Origin of the sequence: Telluribacter humicola (genome assembly GCF_017355935.1) — a bacterium.
Lineage (GTDB): Bacteria > Bacteroidota > Bacteroidia > Cytophagales > Spirosomataceae > Telluribacter > Telluribacter humicola.
On sequence record NZ_JAFIQT010000013.1, the window covers coordinates 12,927 to 26,966 of the forward strand.

General features: G+C 45.6%; 13 protein-coding genes and 1 tRNA gene. 10 read left to right on the top strand and 4 right to left on the bottom strand.

The window, feature by feature from the left end; translation table 11 throughout:
• Positions 1–2: 2 nt before the first annotated feature.
• Genes JUB14_RS26870 through JUB14_RS26880 form a run of 3 tightly spaced genes read left to right on the top strand, consistent with a single transcriptional unit; the run spans position 3 to position 4,107 of the window.
• A complete protein-coding gene (locus JUB14_RS26870; protein WP_229368355.1) occupies positions 3–2,084 on the top strand; it encodes a ComEC/Rec2 family competence protein in 2,082 nt (693 codons plus the stop codon).
• A gap of 59 nt (positions 2,085–2,143) precedes the next feature.
• Positions 2,144–2,779, top strand: coding sequence for a TetR family transcriptional regulator C-terminal domain-containing protein (locus tag JUB14_RS26875; RefSeq protein ID WP_207509968.1), 636 nt, complete (start codon positions 2,144–2,146; stop codon positions 2,777–2,779).
• The gene (locus JUB14_RS26880) at positions 2,779–4,107 is read left to right on the top strand and encodes an ABC1 kinase family protein (RefSeq protein WP_207509969.1); all 1,329 of its coding nucleotides are present in this window, start codon (positions 2,779–2,781) and stop codon (positions 4,105–4,107) included. The genes JUB14_RS26875 and JUB14_RS26880 overlap by 1 nt, the downstream gene beginning before the upstream one ends.
• Here the strand turns inward: JUB14_RS26880 and JUB14_RS26885 are convergent.
• A complete protein-coding gene (locus JUB14_RS26885) occupies positions 4,104–5,219 on the bottom strand; it encodes a hypothetical protein (RefSeq protein WP_207509970.1) in 1,116 nt (371 codons plus the stop codon). The two genes, JUB14_RS26880 and JUB14_RS26885, sit on opposite strands and share 4 nt — an antisense overlap.
• Before the next feature lie 34 nt (positions 5,220–5,253).
• Between JUB14_RS26885 and JUB14_RS26890 the strand changes: the two genes are divergently transcribed.
• Positions 5,254–5,748: a deoxycytidylate deaminase gene (locus tag JUB14_RS26890; protein ID WP_207509971.1), complete on the top strand. Its 495-nt coding sequence runs from the start codon at positions 5,254–5,256 to the stop codon at positions 5,746–5,748.
• A 68-nt stretch (positions 5,749–5,816) separates the two neighbouring features.
• On the opposite strand, the gene JUB14_RS26895 is transcribed toward JUB14_RS26890, so the two are convergent.
• Positions 5,817–6,329: an FKBP-type peptidyl-prolyl cis-trans isomerase gene (locus JUB14_RS26895; protein WP_207509972.1), complete on the bottom strand. Its 513-nt coding sequence runs from the start codon at positions 6,327–6,329 to the stop codon at positions 5,817–5,819.
• A 106-nt stretch (positions 6,330–6,435) separates the two neighbouring features.
• Between JUB14_RS26895 and JUB14_RS26900 the strand changes: the two genes are divergently transcribed.
• Positions 6,436–7,035, top strand: a complete 600-nt coding sequence (locus JUB14_RS26900; protein WP_207509973.1) for an acyl carrier protein phosphodiesterase — start codon at positions 6,436–6,438, stop codon at positions 7,033–7,035.
• An 18-nt stretch (positions 7,036–7,053) separates the two neighbouring features.
• Entirely contained in the window at positions 7,054–8,073 is a 1,020-nt protein-coding gene (gene holA / locus JUB14_RS26905) for a DNA polymerase III subunit delta (RefSeq protein ID WP_207509974.1), read from the top strand.
• Here holA and JUB14_RS26910 read toward each other — a convergent pair.
• Both JUB14_RS26910 and JUB14_RS26915 read right to left on the bottom strand, forming a co-directional pair.
• Positions 8,070–8,849 (bottom strand): DUF4184 family protein, encoded by a 780-nt coding sequence (locus JUB14_RS26910; protein ID WP_207509975.1) that lies wholly within the window; start codon positions 8,847–8,849, stop codon positions 8,070–8,072. The two genes, holA and JUB14_RS26910, sit on opposite strands and share 4 nt — an antisense overlap.
• 185 nt (positions 8,850–9,034) lie before the next feature.
• Positions 9,035–9,108: transfer RNA gene (locus JUB14_RS26915), tRNA-Met, on the bottom strand.
• A gap of 222 nt (positions 9,109–9,330) precedes the next feature.
• Between JUB14_RS26915 and JUB14_RS26920 the strand changes: the two genes are divergently transcribed.
• The 4 genes from JUB14_RS26920 (at position 9,331) to pnp (ending at position 13,966) form a co-directional block, all read left to right on the top strand.
• A complete protein-coding gene (locus tag JUB14_RS26920; protein WP_207509976.1) occupies positions 9,331–9,723 on the top strand; it encodes an START-like domain-containing protein in 393 nt (130 codons plus the stop codon).
• Positions 9,723–11,252 (top strand): LptF/LptG family permease, encoded by a 1,530-nt coding sequence (locus JUB14_RS26925; protein WP_207509977.1) that lies wholly within the window; start codon positions 9,723–9,725, stop codon positions 11,250–11,252. Before JUB14_RS26920 ends, JUB14_RS26925 begins: the two co-directional genes overlap by 1 nt.
• Positions 11,253–11,332: 80 nt before the next feature.
• Positions 11,333–11,608: a 30S ribosomal protein S15 gene (rpsO, locus tag JUB14_RS26930; protein WP_207509978.1), complete on the top strand. Its 276-nt coding sequence runs from the start codon at positions 11,333–11,335 to the stop codon at positions 11,606–11,608.
• 231 nt (positions 11,609–11,839) lie between these two features.
• Positions 11,840–13,966 (top strand): polyribonucleotide nucleotidyltransferase, encoded by a 2,127-nt coding sequence (gene pnp / locus JUB14_RS26935; protein WP_207509979.1) that lies wholly within the window; start codon positions 11,840–11,842, stop codon positions 13,964–13,966.
• The last annotated feature ends 74 nt before the right edge of the window (positions 13,967–14,040 follow it).

Here is a 14,040-nt window from a genome sequence, read left to right on the forward strand (position 1 = left end):
AAATGTTTGAAAGGGCTCCATTTATCAGGTACATCCTATGTCTTGTGAGTGGAATCCTGCTGCATGAATTTCTGCTCCTCAGGTCTCCCGTTTCTATTCAAAGTAGTCTACAAGTTGTAAGCATAAGCCTACTTGTAGCATCCCTGGCTACTTTCCTATTTCTTAGAAGGCATATACTGACTACGGGTATAGTATTATCGGTTATACTGTTCGTATTTGGTGTTGTAACTGCTCAGTTGCATGCACAGCGATACCTGCAGGCCATTAAGCAGCTGGAAGTACCCTATGATACCTACCTGCTCACGGTAAAGTCATTACCTGAAAAAAGACCATCTACTTTACGTTATCGGGTAGAGGTTAATCAGCTTCGGCTGGCGGGTGAATGGGAGCCGGTCCAGGTGGAGGCTATGGTTACCACTCCCGCCAGAGCTGCGCAGGTACTAGCTCCCGGTGATGTAGTGGTGGTAAGAGGAAGTCTGCAAAGACCTGTCCCGCCTCGAAACCCCGATGAATTTGACTATTGCCGTTACCTTCGCTACCGCGGTATAGCCTGGACGGACTACCTCACTGACAGTACCTATCAGGTAGTATCTCATGTAGAGGATACCTGGAGTGTCCTTGGCTGGAGCCTGGGAATTTCCGGCTGGGCTGATCGTACATTACGCGCTTATCTACCTGAAGATGATTCATACGCCTTGGTTAAGGCTATGTTGTTAGGGCGCCGTGAGGATCTGCGTAGCAATCTGGTAGATTCTTTTACATTATCGGGCGCAGTACATGTACTGTCGGTTTCGGGGCTACACGTAGGAATTTTCTTTGCGATCATTAGTTGGGCGCTGGGTTGGCTTCGTCGGATCAGGTATGGAAAGTACATGTACTTTGTAGTCCTGTCCCTGCTGCTCTTCTTTTATGCCCTGGTCACCGGACTACCTCCCTCCGTACAGCGGGCTACGCTGATGTGTATTGTATGGGTAGCAGCCCAGACTATACAGCGGAGGCACGAGTCCATCAATACATTGGCTATTTCTGCCTTTGCTATTTTACTGGTCGATCCGGATGCTCTATTCACTGTTGGTTTTCAGCTTTCATACTTGGCGGTGCTAGGAATAATACTATTTTACAAGCCGCTTGACAACTTGGTCGAAACACCTAATCGGGTACTTCGGTGGCTCTGGCAGATTACTGCCGTTTCGGTTTCGGCACAATTGCTGACTTTTCCGCTGAGCATCTACTATTTTCATCAGTTTCCCTTTTATTTCTGGTTAGTTAATCCGTTTGTGATAGGTCTCACTTCTCTTTTATTACCAGCTTCACTAATACTACTTTTTGTCAGTTTATTTCCCATCCCATTACTAGCCAACTGGGTGGCGTGGGTGACCAACCTGATTGCGTACCTAACCAACCAGGTGGTAGCGATACCCAGGTGGCTTCCCAACCATCTGATCGAAGGGTTAGTGCTGGATGCCGTGGAGGTAGCAGGTTTATTTCTGGTGCTACTACTTGTATGGCAGATCCTCCGTACTCGTGAAGTGGCGGTTCTGAAGCAACTTGCTCTTCTGGTTGTTCTGGTAATGATCTATTCAATATCATCTACACTTAAAACCTATCAGGAGGAGAAAATGGTGATTCATTCTATCCCAAGACATACAGTTATCACTGTTAAAAAAGATAACAGCATGTACTTGCTTGCAAATCCTGAATTTTGGGCTGACACGGCTGCCTATGAATATCGCCTTAACAACTATCTAGTCAACCAACTGATAAATGATACCATACACTCTAACCTGGCCGGGGACGGACACTTTGGAAACCTAGAAGTCCGGCAAACACAGCTGGGTATGCTGCTCAGGTGGAATGGTAATAATTGGAAGCAAAGCCGTGCAAAAGATGAGGTGCCGGATTATGTTCTAATAACATCCAGAAAGTATCCGCGTTATGAAACGCTAAGCCCTAATAATGTTGTTTTCTTGCTAGGTGGACAGATGGGAACCCGTACGAGAGCCCGTTGGAAAGAATTACTTTCAGCCTCCGGTAATACCTTCTATGACCTTACTGTAGATGGAGCCATTACCCTTACTGATTAATATTATTTTTGAAGTCCTCCGGCCAAAACCTTTTGGTTAAACATACGTTAGATTTTAATATGGAAAAGATAGAAATAATCCAAAAAACGTATAGAGATTACGTTCTGGAAAATGGCACCCCACCCGCCTCGGTGTATATATTCATGAAACGGCTCAACCTGACTGAAGCTGAGTTCTATGAATACTACAATAACTTCGAATCTATTGAGCAGGATGACTGGCTTACATCTTTCAAAGAGGCTCGTCAGGCAGCTGAATCGGAAGAGGTTTACTTCCAGTACTCGGTTCGGGAAAAGCTGCTTGCTTTTTACTACACCTGGGTAGAAGTACTCAAAAAGGATCGTAGCTACTTTGTATACAGCTACAACCGTCTCAAACAACCTGTATCACGCTATACCGGTCATCTGGCTCTATTGAAAGAGGCGTTCTATGCCTTTGCGATGGAACTGGTTATGGAAGGTCGCGAAAGTAAGGAAGTTGTCATACGGCCGGTAATATCCGACCGCTACGTCGATGGTCTGTGGATGCAGTGCTTATTTATTCTTGATTTTTGGGTGAAGGACACCAGCCGTGGCTTCGAAAAAACTGATACGGCCATTGAGAAGTCGGTAAATACCTCCTTTGACCTGATGGGACAGTCGGTAGTGGACACGGTGCTGGACCTGGCTAAATTTGTATATCAGAACAGAAAGTAATGAAAGAACAAGGATCAATACCCACCTCTAAGGTAGCCCGGGCTACTCAGTTTGTGAAGACAGGTGTGAAGATAGGGGGGAATTATATCAAGTATAACGTCAGGAAAATGGTTGACCCTTCCACTACGCGGGAAGAGCTTCACCAGGATAATGCTACTGATATATACGAATCACTTAGCCAGCTGAAAGGTTCTGCACTGAAAGTGGCTCAAATGCTCAGTATGGACCGTAACGTATTGCCCCGTGCCTATGTAGATAGATTTCAGATGTCGCAGTACTCGGCTCCGCCGCTATCGGGCCCTTTAGTGATTAAGACATTCAAAAAGTACCTGGGCAAGTCACCCAACGAGCTTTATGATGAATTTGATATGAAAGCCGCTAATGCCGCTTCCATTGGTCAGGTACATCAGGCACAGAAAGGGAGCAAAAAGCTGGCCGTAAAGATTCAGTATCCCGGTGTGGCTGATAGTATCAGTTCAGACCTAAAAATGGTAAAACCCATGGCGATACGACTCTTCGGGCTTAACGAGCGGGATATTGATCGTTATATGGGTGAAGTAGAGTCGCGGCTCCTGGAAGAAACCGATTATGAGCTTGAACTACGTCGCTCAGTAGAGATCTCAGAAGCCTGCGCTCATATTAAGGGCCTGGTATTCCCCCGATACTATCCCGAACTGTCTGCCAGCCGCATCCTGACCATGGATTGGCTGGATGGGCTGCACATGAAGGACTTCCTGAAGACTAACCCGTCGCAGGAAGTACGTAATCAAATAGGGCAAGCTCTGTGGGATTTCTATGATTTTCAGGTACATCAGCTCCGTCAGGTACATGCTGATCCGCATCCGGGCAACTTCCTGATGCGTACAGACGGAACTATGGGGGTGATAGACTTTGGCTGTATCAAGGTTATCCCCGAGTTCTTCTACGATACCTACTTTGCTCTTATTAATCCGGATACTCTGGATGATGAGGAGCAGACCCGGAAGATATTTTATGATTTAGAATTCATTACCCCCGAGGATACTGCTCAGGATAAGCATCTCTTCACAGAGCTTTTCAAGAAGATGACTCTATTATTGGGAAAGCCCTTTGCCGAAGATGAGTTTGACTTTGGTGATGAAAGCTACTTTGATTCAGTGTACGCCTTTGCTGATGAATTGCAGAACGTAGAGGAGCTTAAGAACTCCAAGGTGGCCAGAGGGTCGCAACATGGTCTGTACATCAACCGTACGTACTTTGGCCTTTATTCCATGCTGAATGAATTAAAGGCCAAAGTAGTCACTAACAAGCCCGAGTGGCTGAGGAGCAAGAAGCAGGCGGTGATTTAGGGGATTTGGTACAGCCTGGCTATTTCTTCGGTCAGTTTTTGGTCCCACATAGCCTGCGCTCCAGTATTAAGTCCGTGCTGGGTTTGACCGTCGTAGCTTTTCTGCTCCCGGTCCATATCCCTGAATGCTTCCAGAAATTCATATTGGATCTGGCTGTCGTGATCTTCGATGGTCAGATCTATTTTTTTTAACCGCTCCTTAAATCGTTCGGCTACCAGACGTGTCACATCAAAGTGCAGTTGCTCGTGCCGGAGTGTATAGTCATTATGGGCGCTTGATCTGCTCCACGACATGCTTTTGACCATAAATGTCTTTACACTGATCTCGATTTCCAAATGCTTTTCCTTCATTCGAGCTGCCCCTTCGTAAGATAAACTGGTAAATACAGCAGCGGCATAGTTACTGCCGGGGCGGCTGCTGACGCCCTGAAAATCCGTCCAGGTAAGTTTACGCTCCGGACGGTAAAATACGGTATCCCGCGTATCCTGGTATGGCTTATCAACAAATACCAGCTTGACACCACGCGCCAGAGCCGGATTTTTTCCCTCATTTTCTTTTATCCATTTATCCAGATGCTTTAATCCGGCAGCCATCAGCCGGCGTGCCAGCGCTTCATGGTCATAGGGAGTTTCAGGGCGGGTGTAGCTAACCTTCGCCTGGTACTGGGTAAGATCTACCGGTACGGCCTGGCGGGTCCAACCAAAGGAGAGGTGAATCGAAAAATCACCGGATATCTTATTGGGAGCTACCCGTTTCTCATTGATCGCAAAATCTTTCACCGTAATAGTTACAGGAATCATATTCTCATTACGTGCAGGAGTAGAGTAAGACCAGTACTCGTACAGACTGCGTTCAAGACGGGCATCCGCCATTAGCGGACGTACTTTAGTATATTCGACTATTGTCCCCATGGAGGCACCCGGAGTATTTCTCCCATCTATTACATCCAGTACATAGAATGATGCATCGCTGGCCAGTGCTATCTTTTCTTTCTGAAAACGTATTGGTGCAGTTTCCTGCTGAGCCCAGGCCACTGTAGATGTAGTAATAATAACTACCGGTATCAGTAGCCGCAAGGCCTTATTTTTATGAAGCCATTGAATCAATGTCATGCTTTCCCTAATTTGCGATATAATTAAACAGTAGATGAGTAAAACTATAACGAACCCTCGCCCTCATTTTGATGACATATTCATGGAATTAGCCAAGAATCTGGCTAATCGTTCGCATTGTATCAAAGCACAGGTAGGAGCGGTGCTGGCAAAGGATACCCGTATTATATCCATTGGCTACAACGGCCCTCCCGCCGGTACGCATAACTGTGATGAGGAGTTTCCCGAAACAGGATGTCCCCGCGATTCCAAGGGGAGCTGTTCGCTAGCTCTGCATGCCGAGCAGAATGCTATTCTGTATGCCGTAAAAAATGGATCGAATATCGAAGGTGCTACCTTATATGTAACACTCGCGCCCTGTATATCGTGTGCCCGAGTAATATACACAATGAAGATACAGAAAGTTCTCTATCTGGACTCCTACGCCGCCTACAAAGGCATTGGCGTTGAGGAAGGTGTAGAGTTTCTGAAGCGATTTGGCGTAGAGGTGGAGCAGTATGGTGTAGGGGCTACGGGGATGGTACTTTGACCACAAAAAGAAAAGCGTTTGGAACTACTCCAAACGCTTCTTATATAAAATAGCAGGCGACTCAACTATCAATGATGAACACCACCATGGCCGTGAACGTGACCATGTTCCAGTTCATCAGGGGTCGCATCCCGTACGGCCACTACCTTGCCTTCAAAGTGCATGGTCTTACCAGCCAGCGGATGGTTAAAATCCATGATTACATGCTCATCAGTAACCCGTACCACCTGGCCCTGCAGACGATCTCCTTCTTCGTTGGTCATAGGTACTATGTTACCAATGGCCAGCAGTTCTTCTTCATTGACGTCATCCATCTTGAAGATTTCCTTCGGAATCTCAACTACGGCATTCGGATCAAATTCTCCGTAGCCTGATTCGGGTTCAATGGTAAAGTTAAATGAGTCCCCATCGGATAAGTTCTGCAGATTATCTTCAAAGCCTTCTGGTAAGCCACTCATGCCATATATGAAGTACATGGGATCTGTATCATCCACAACTTCTACTACATCCATATCATTTTCTTCGTCTGGTATGCTCAGACTATATGTTACAGCTACGACTTTATTTTTTTCAATTTTCATAGGCATCTTAGGTTTAAAATGTTGTTGAATGATAGTAGTTATGAGTTTAAATTTACCAGTGGTACTTTGCAAACGTACGGCTATTTATTTCTAAAAGCCTTTTTAAATGAATTTTTTAGCACATTTGATGCTGTCGGGTGACCGGGAGGGAGTGATAATGGGCAACTATGTTGCTGATTTCATCAAAGGAAAACTTACTTATGAAAAAGTAAAAGATTGGCACCCTGACTATCTACTTGGAATACGGCTTCATCGGTTTATAGACTCCTTTACAGACTCACACGCTGCCGTACGCCAGATCCGCCATCAGGTGGCTCTTACCCACGGCAAAGTAGCCGGCGTAGCCGTTGATATCTACTTTGATCACTTCCTGGCCCGCAGATTTGAACTGTACCGTCAGGAAACACTGCCAAACTTCTGTGCCAGAATGTACGCCGTTGTCAGGAAGAACCACGAATTGATACCACTGGCCATGGTACCCATGGCTGAATCCATGATCCGGCACAACTGGCTGGTTGGTTATAGCGAGATTGGTGGCATTGGACGGTCCTTTCAGGGATTAGCTACTCGCTTCGCCTTCATGTCGGCGATACGGGGGGCAGAGCAGGATTTAGTGAAGAATTATCTATATTACGAATCCCTTTTTCAGCCGTTCTTTGCTGAACTGGAAGAGGAAGCACAGCAATTTATACAGCAGAACCAATAAGTACCTACATTACAAGTTATGGCTATCGCGCCGGATGTTATCTTAAAAGAAATCAGGAATAAGCAGTTCAGACCGGTTTATTTTCTTTACGGGGATGAACCTTACTATATAGAGGCCATTGCCGAGGAGCTGGAAAAACGGGTTGTGCCCGAAGCCGAAAAAGGATTCAACCAGTTTGTGCTGTACGGCAAGGATACCGACCTGGCAGGCGTATTGGGGTACGCCCGGCGTTTTCCATTTATGGCGGAGCGGCAGCTGGTGTTGGTCAAGGAGGCCCATAAGCTGGGAGGAATAGAGCAGAAGGAACAACAGACCCGCCTGGAAGACTATGCCCTGAATCCGCTTACCAGTACGACACTGGTTTTTTGCTACCACGCCAATGCCGATGAGCGCAAATCATTCCTGAAAGGCATAGCCGGTAAGGGAGCCGTAGTACAGTCTAAGAAGATGTACGACAACAAGCTGCCTGAGTGGGTAGCTGCCTACTGCCATTCACACGGTGTCAAGATCAGCCCTAAGGCCGTTCAGATGCTGGTGGATAACATCGGTAATGATTTACAGCGGCTGGTAAATGAAATACAGAAAGTACTCGTCAACCTGAAAGCAGGTGAGGGTATTGATGCCGAACTGGTAGAGAAGTACATCGGCATAAGTAAGGAATATAACGTATTTGAGTTCCAGAAAGCCCTGTTGCAGCGGGATGTCATTAAGGCGAATCAGATTGCCGCGCATTTTGCCGCTAATCCTAAGGACAACCCTTTGGCCCCGATGCTGATCATTTTGTACGGCTTCTTTAGTAAAGTACTGATCACGCACGCTACTAATGACCGCTCCGAAAAAGGACTTGCAGCCGCGCTGGGGGTGAATCCCTACTTTGTCAAAGACTACATGCTGGCGGCCCGCAACTACCCATTCCCGAAAGTGGCTCACATTATCCACTACCTGCGTACCTGTGATAGCCAGCTCAAAGGGGTGGAAGGTGGTACCATTAGCGAAGGAGAAATGCTGAAAGAACTAGTATTCAAAATAGTACATTAAGAAGACTTCTCGACTCTGTTCCTCCTGGTTATCAGCTGAAATAGCAGAGAGACTGCAATGATTGCAACCGTACCGGCACTAAGTCCTACCACCAGCCGGTGCGGTATACTATCAAACCATTCATGAGGGTTTGTATTCTGCTCTTTCATGAATATCATCGTTGTACCCACCGACAGTAAAAACCAGTATGCAATCTTGCTAATGGTGGTTGGGGATACGTACGTACCCGCCGGCTCATTGATCTTGAATAACACCCACAGTAGAGCTACTAACCCTATGGCTGATCCTATGTGTTCAAGTAGTACATATAGGGGCTGTTTACCTCCTAGTGCTGTATACGTTTGCTCAAAGATGGCCGGTGCCAGGTTATAAATGCCTAGGTACCCATCCGGATATCCTAATTTGTCCCAGATAAAATGAGACGCTATTCCAATCAGGGTAGAGGCAGTAAAGGCCAGCCAATGCTTACGTAAGTATTTGTAGAAATTGAACCCCATAAATCCGCTGAATCGTTTGTCAAACGGTGCGGGCAGGTGAGACAGCAGGGGATTCCGGATGAGCAAATGATATAACGCTGAAAGGCAGAAAGCTAGTGGCAGATCAAACAGAACAATACCGGGTAATGTATGTCCGAAGTCATAACTGCCACTAAACGCCATAAAATATTCGAAATCAGGCGTCATACTGCCAAATACCAGGCCTGTTACCGAAAACCATTCTGGCTTCCATTTTTTTAGCGGGAGTATTATGGCCGGGTGAGATAATGTAAAGGGCATATCCGTAATAACAACTTTATCAGGTGCTACTTACAAATTCCAGGCCCGCCGGCAAAACGAAAGCCGGATCGATGATAGAGAAGAATATTGGATTTTACGGAGTAGACCAGTAGGGAATGGATAGGCTGGCAGAGAGTCAAAAATAAAAAACCCTAACTTAGGAAAGTTAGGGTTTAGGAGAAGTGTAGCGGGGAGCAGGATCGAACTGCCGACCTCAGGGTTATGAATCCTGCGCTCTAACCATCTGAGCTACCCCGCCGTTCTAATTTTTGACAAAACTAAGGCGAAAAAAATTACGTTGCAAACAATTTTTGCATATTTCGTCGGAGAGACCTAACTTACAAATTCAAGAACGGTCGTAAATCCTGAAAATGGATTTTTATAAGTTGTGGGAGGCGAGTGGTAAGCGATTGATTCTAAGAAAAATGTAGTATAGCTAGATATAAAGGGCATTATTGAATTCCTAACTAACGAGTCGAATATGGAAAAACACAAATTTGTGGTCGAATACGAATTACGCTCATCTCCCAAGGTGCTGTTCCCCTATATTAGTACTGCATCCGGGCTGGAGCAGTGGTTTGCCGAGAAGGTAAAAGTACTGCCCGATCATCGTTTTGACTTCCAATGGGACGGGGATAGTCATATGGCCCGACAAACTTCCCACCGTCTCAATAAGGCTGTACGTTATGAATTCGAAAATACGGGAGAAACCGAGTTCGATCTTAACTATATCGAAATGAAGCTCGAAGTGAGCGAACTTACACAATCTACTTACCTTCGTGTCGTTGATTATTCACAAAATGCCGACGATCAAGAACTATTATCCATGTGGAATGGGTTAATAGAGAGCTTAAAGGAAATAGTAGGTAGTTAATGAAAAAGCTGGATAAGCTGGTACTAAAAACATTCTGGGGACCCTTTGTGGTCACATTGTCAGTAGTAATATTCATCTTCCTGATGCGGATCATGATATTCTACATCGACGAATTCGTCTCAAAAGACGTAGGACTGTCCGAATACGCCCGTTTGTTTTTCTATTTTACTCTTAGCACCATACCCATAGCGCTGCCCCTGGCTGTGCTACTCTCATCCCTGATGGCCTTTGGTAATCTGGGAGAGTTCTTCGAACTGACTGCCATTAAAAGTGCCGGCGTATCTATTGTAAGGGTGATGATGCCGCTGTTCATTATTTCATTCTGTATCAGTATCTTCTCCTTTTTCTTTAATGACCGTACCGTCCCCTGGGCTAATCTGAAAGGGTATAGCCTGTTGTACGACATCAAAACTACTAAAGCTACCCTTAAAATAAAGGAGGGAATCTTCTACAACGACCTGCCCGGCTATAGTATCAAGGTAGATAAAAAACTACCTGATGGGAGAACCATGCAGGGTATGGTTATATACAAGCACGATACGCGCTCCTACGAAAGAGGAAATACCCAGGTAATCCTGGCGGACTCGGGTAGGATGTACACCATCAATAACAATGGCTACCTGGTCATTGAACTCTTCAGTGGAAGCGACTATCAGGAGGTTATTGATGCTTCCGGAGCTAACCGGGCGGTTGTGTATGGCCCTGCTATGAGTGGTGGTGCCGCGTCGGGTGCCAACTTTGTTCGCAACCGTTTTGATACGTATAAGCTGGTAGTGAGCTTGGAATCATTTGGGATGAGACGTACGGATGAAGATCAGTTTAAGTACCACGAGTTCATGAAGAATATCAATTCGCTGAACCAGGCAGCTGACTCCATTCGTAATGACTTCAAACAAACCCGTGAACGGCTCGTCGCCAACAGCCAGCAGTACTTTACCTACCACGCCCGTACTTCATACACCTATGGCGTCAAGACCGAGCCTGGTAAGTGGATAGATTCGGTTATTGCTAAGCCGGTAGGGGATAGCATTCGAAAGGAGATCCTGTCTACCGCCCGTAACTCCGCCCAGAGCATGGCTAGTTTCGCCAAGTCTAACCAGGAATATCTGCAGAGTAAGCTCAAGGAAGGAAATCGCTACGAACTGGAAAAACATCATAAATATACCCAGGCCTTCTCGTGTCTGGTCATGTTCCTGATTGGAGCACCACTGGGAGCTATTATTAAGAAAGGTGGCTTCGGAATGCCGGTACTTATCTCGATCGTATTCTTTATCCTGTTGTACGTACTGACGATACAGGGAGATAAATGGGTAAAAGAAGGACTCCTGAATGTTTACTTCGGAGCGTGGTTACCTAATACCGTGTTGCTGCTATCTGGATTGTACTTTATAGACCGGGCCCGTAATGACTCCCGTCTTTTCGAAAAAGACGTATACATTATGTTCGTTAAAAAAATTCAGGCAAAGTTCCGCAAACAGCATTCACAGCCAACGGAGCTAACTTCACAGGAGGCCGAACTAGAAGCCTGATTTTGTACTTTAAAAAGTATTCCGTACTTTTGCGGCTGTTTTATTTTTTATTATTCACATTTTAATCTGTTGTTACAATCATGTATTTAACCACGGACAAGAAGAAAGAAATCTTCGAGAGCAAAGGGTTTAAGAAAGAAGCTGGTGATACCGGCTCACCTGAGTCCCAAATTGCACTGTTCACGTATCGGATCAACTACCTGACCGAACACCTCAAAACGCACAAGAAAGACAACGACACGCGCCTGGGGCTACTCAAAATGGTTGGTAAGCGTAGAAGACTATTGGATTATCTGTCAAAGAAAGACATTAATCGCTACCGTGCCATCATTGCCGAGCTGAACATTCGTAAGTAATTTTAGCATAGTCAGGGGATTTGCCGCAAAAGCAAGTTCCCTGATTTGCGTTAAAAATGTCCCCAACGTCTTCTCTTTAAATTTATTTTTTTAATAAGTCCTAACTTTTTCTTCATTAGGCAGATATAATAGTAGGTTGTGTATGCTTTATACACAAAAACTAATGTTAACTTTTTGAGTTAGACTATTAAGCGGTTCAAAGCGGTCATTCATTTATCTATCCAATCTTTTATGCAATTTAACGTCATCACAAAGACAATATCACTGCCCGATGGCAGACAAATCACAATTGAAACTGGGAAACTAGCGAAACAGGCAGATGGCTCGGTCGTAGTACGTTTGGGTAATACCATGCTACTGGCTACTGTAGTTGCCAATAAAGAAATTAGAGAGGGGATTGATTTTCTGCCTCTGTCAGTAGATTACCAAGAAAAATTCGCTTCGGCAGGACGTATACCCGGTAGCTTTATGCGCCGTGAAGGTAAGCTTTCTGACCACGAAGTACTAGTAAGCCGTCTGGTGGATCGCGCTATGCGTCCCTTGTTCCCGGACGACTACCACGCTGAAATTCAAATTAATATTTTCCTTATCTCTGCTGACGCGGAGGCACTACCTGACGCGCTGGCTGCCCTGGCAGCATCAGCAGCGCTGATGGCTTCTGATATTCCTTTCAATGGTCCCGTATCAGAAGTACGTGTAGCCAAGATTGATGGGCAGTACATTGTGAACCCTAAGTCATCTGATCTTTCCAGAGCAACTATCGATCTGATGGTAGGTGCTACCAGCAAAGATATTACCATGGTGGAAGGTGAACTGGAAGAAGCTTCAGAAGAAGAAATCATTGAAGCTCTTAAAGTAGCCCACGAAGCTATCAAAGTTCAGTGTGAGGCCCTGAAAGAGTTTGAAGCTGAGGTAGGAAAAACCGAAAAACGTGAATATCCCGGAGATCTGCAGGATCCCGAACTGGAAGCCCGTGTTCGTAATTTCTGCTATGACAAAGTATATGCGGTAGCTAAGCTAGGTGGTGGCAAGCAGCAACGTAAAGAAGGCTTTAAAGCAGTACATCAGGAGTTCATGGCAACTATTCAGGAAGGCGAAGAAGTCAATGAGTCCCTGATCAAGCGCTATTTCCATGATCTTGAGTATGATGCATCCCGTCGTCTGGTACTTGATGAGCGTACTCGTCTGGATGGCCGTCAGCTGGATCAGGTTCGTCCTATTGCCAGTGAAGTAGACTTCCTGCCCAATGCACATGGTTCTGCTCTGTTTACCCGTGGAGAAACCCAGTCTCTGACTACGGTTACTTTGGGAACTAAAATGGACGAGCAGATTGTAGATACAGCAATGAACTACGGTTACAACAAGTTCCTGCTTCATTATAACTTCCCTGGTTTTTCTACCGGTGAAGTAAAACCTAACCGTGGACCCGGACGTAGAGAAGTAGGTCATGGTAACCTGGCTCTGCGTGCTCTTAAGAAAGTATTACCTGCTGAGGCTGAGAATCCATACACCATTCGTATCGTATCGGATATTCTTGAGTCTAACGGTTCATCTTCAATGGCAACGGTATGTGCCGGTTCGCTGGCCCTGATGGATGCCGGTCTGAAAATTAAAGCACCTGTATCTGGTATTGCCATGGGTCTGATCTCGGATGCCGAAACCGGAAAGTATGCTGTACTGTCTGATATCTTGGGTGATGAGGATCACCTGGGTGATATGGACTTCAAAGTAACAGGTACTGCCAACGGTATCACCGCTTGTCAGATGGACATCAAAGTTGATGGTCTTTCGTTTGAAGTACTTACCGAAGCGCTTCTGCAGGCCAAAGCAGGTCGTCTGCACATCCTGAATGAAATGAGCAAGGCGATTAGCGAGCCACGCCCAGATCTGAAGCCTCATACTCCACGTGCCGTAGTAATTAAGATCGATCGTGAAATGATTGGCGCGGTTATTGGTCCAGGTGGTAAGGTTGTACAGGATATCCAGAAAGAGTCAGGTGCCACAGTGTCTATCGAAGAAAAAGATAACGCCGGATTTGTGAGCATTTTCTCTGCTAACAAAGAGTCAATGGACAAAGCTGTTGCCCGCGTTAAAGGAATCGTAACCGTACCTGAGATTGGCGAAGAATACACCGGTACCGTGAAGACAATTATGCCTTTTGGTGCTTTCGTGGAATTCTTACCAGGTAAAGATGGTTTATTGCATATTTCGGAGATAAAGTGGGAGCGCCTTGAGAACATGGACGGTGTGCTTGAAGTAGGCGAAGAGGTTCGGGTTAAGCTAGTTGATGTTGATAAAAAGACAGGAAAATATCGTTTGTCCCGTAAAGTTCTTCTTCCTAAGCCGGAGAACAAATAGCCCGAAAATATTGTTTTTCTAATATGAATGATTTTAAGGGGTATTACGTTATACACTAAAATTAACAATACTAA

Coding starts and splice junctions, on each gene's coding strand:
- JUB14_RS26870 (WP_229368355.1), top strand. CDS start 3: ATGTTTGAAAGGGCTCCATTTATCAGGTACATCCTATGTCTTGTGAGT.
- JUB14_RS26875 (WP_207509968.1), top strand. CDS start 2,144: ATGGAAAAGATAGAAATAATCCAAAAAACGTATAGAGATTACGTTCTG.
- JUB14_RS26880 (WP_207509969.1), top strand. CDS start 2,779: ATGAAAGAACAAGGATCAATACCCACCTCTAAGGTAGCCCGGGCTACT.
- JUB14_RS26885 (WP_207509970.1), bottom strand. CDS start 5,219: ATGACATTGATTCAATGGCTTCATAAAAATAAGGCCTTGCGGCTACTG.
- JUB14_RS26890 (WP_207509971.1), top strand. CDS start 5,254: ATGAGTAAAACTATAACGAACCCTCGCCCTCATTTTGATGACATATTC.
- JUB14_RS26895 (WP_207509972.1), bottom strand. CDS start 6,329: ATGAAAATTGAAAAAAATAAAGTCGTAGCTGTAACATATAGTCTGAGC.
- JUB14_RS26900 (WP_207509973.1), top strand. CDS start 6,436: ATGAATTTTTTAGCACATTTGATGCTGTCGGGTGACCGGGAGGGAGTG.
- holA (WP_207509974.1), top strand. CDS start 7,054: ATGGCTATCGCGCCGGATGTTATCTTAAAAGAAATCAGGAATAAGCAG.
- JUB14_RS26910 (WP_207509975.1), bottom strand. CDS start 8,849: ATGCCCTTTACATTATCTCACCCGGCCATAATACTCCCGCTAAAAAAA.
- JUB14_RS26920 (WP_207509976.1), top strand. CDS start 9,331: ATGGAAAAACACAAATTTGTGGTCGAATACGAATTACGCTCATCTCCC.
- JUB14_RS26925 (WP_207509977.1), top strand. CDS start 9,723: ATGAAAAAGCTGGATAAGCTGGTACTAAAAACATTCTGGGGACCCTTT.
- rpsO (WP_207509978.1), top strand. CDS start 11,333: ATGTATTTAACCACGGACAAGAAGAAAGAAATCTTCGAGAGCAAAGGG.
- pnp (WP_207509979.1), top strand. CDS start 11,840: ATGCAATTTAACGTCATCACAAAGACAATATCACTGCCCGATGGCAGA.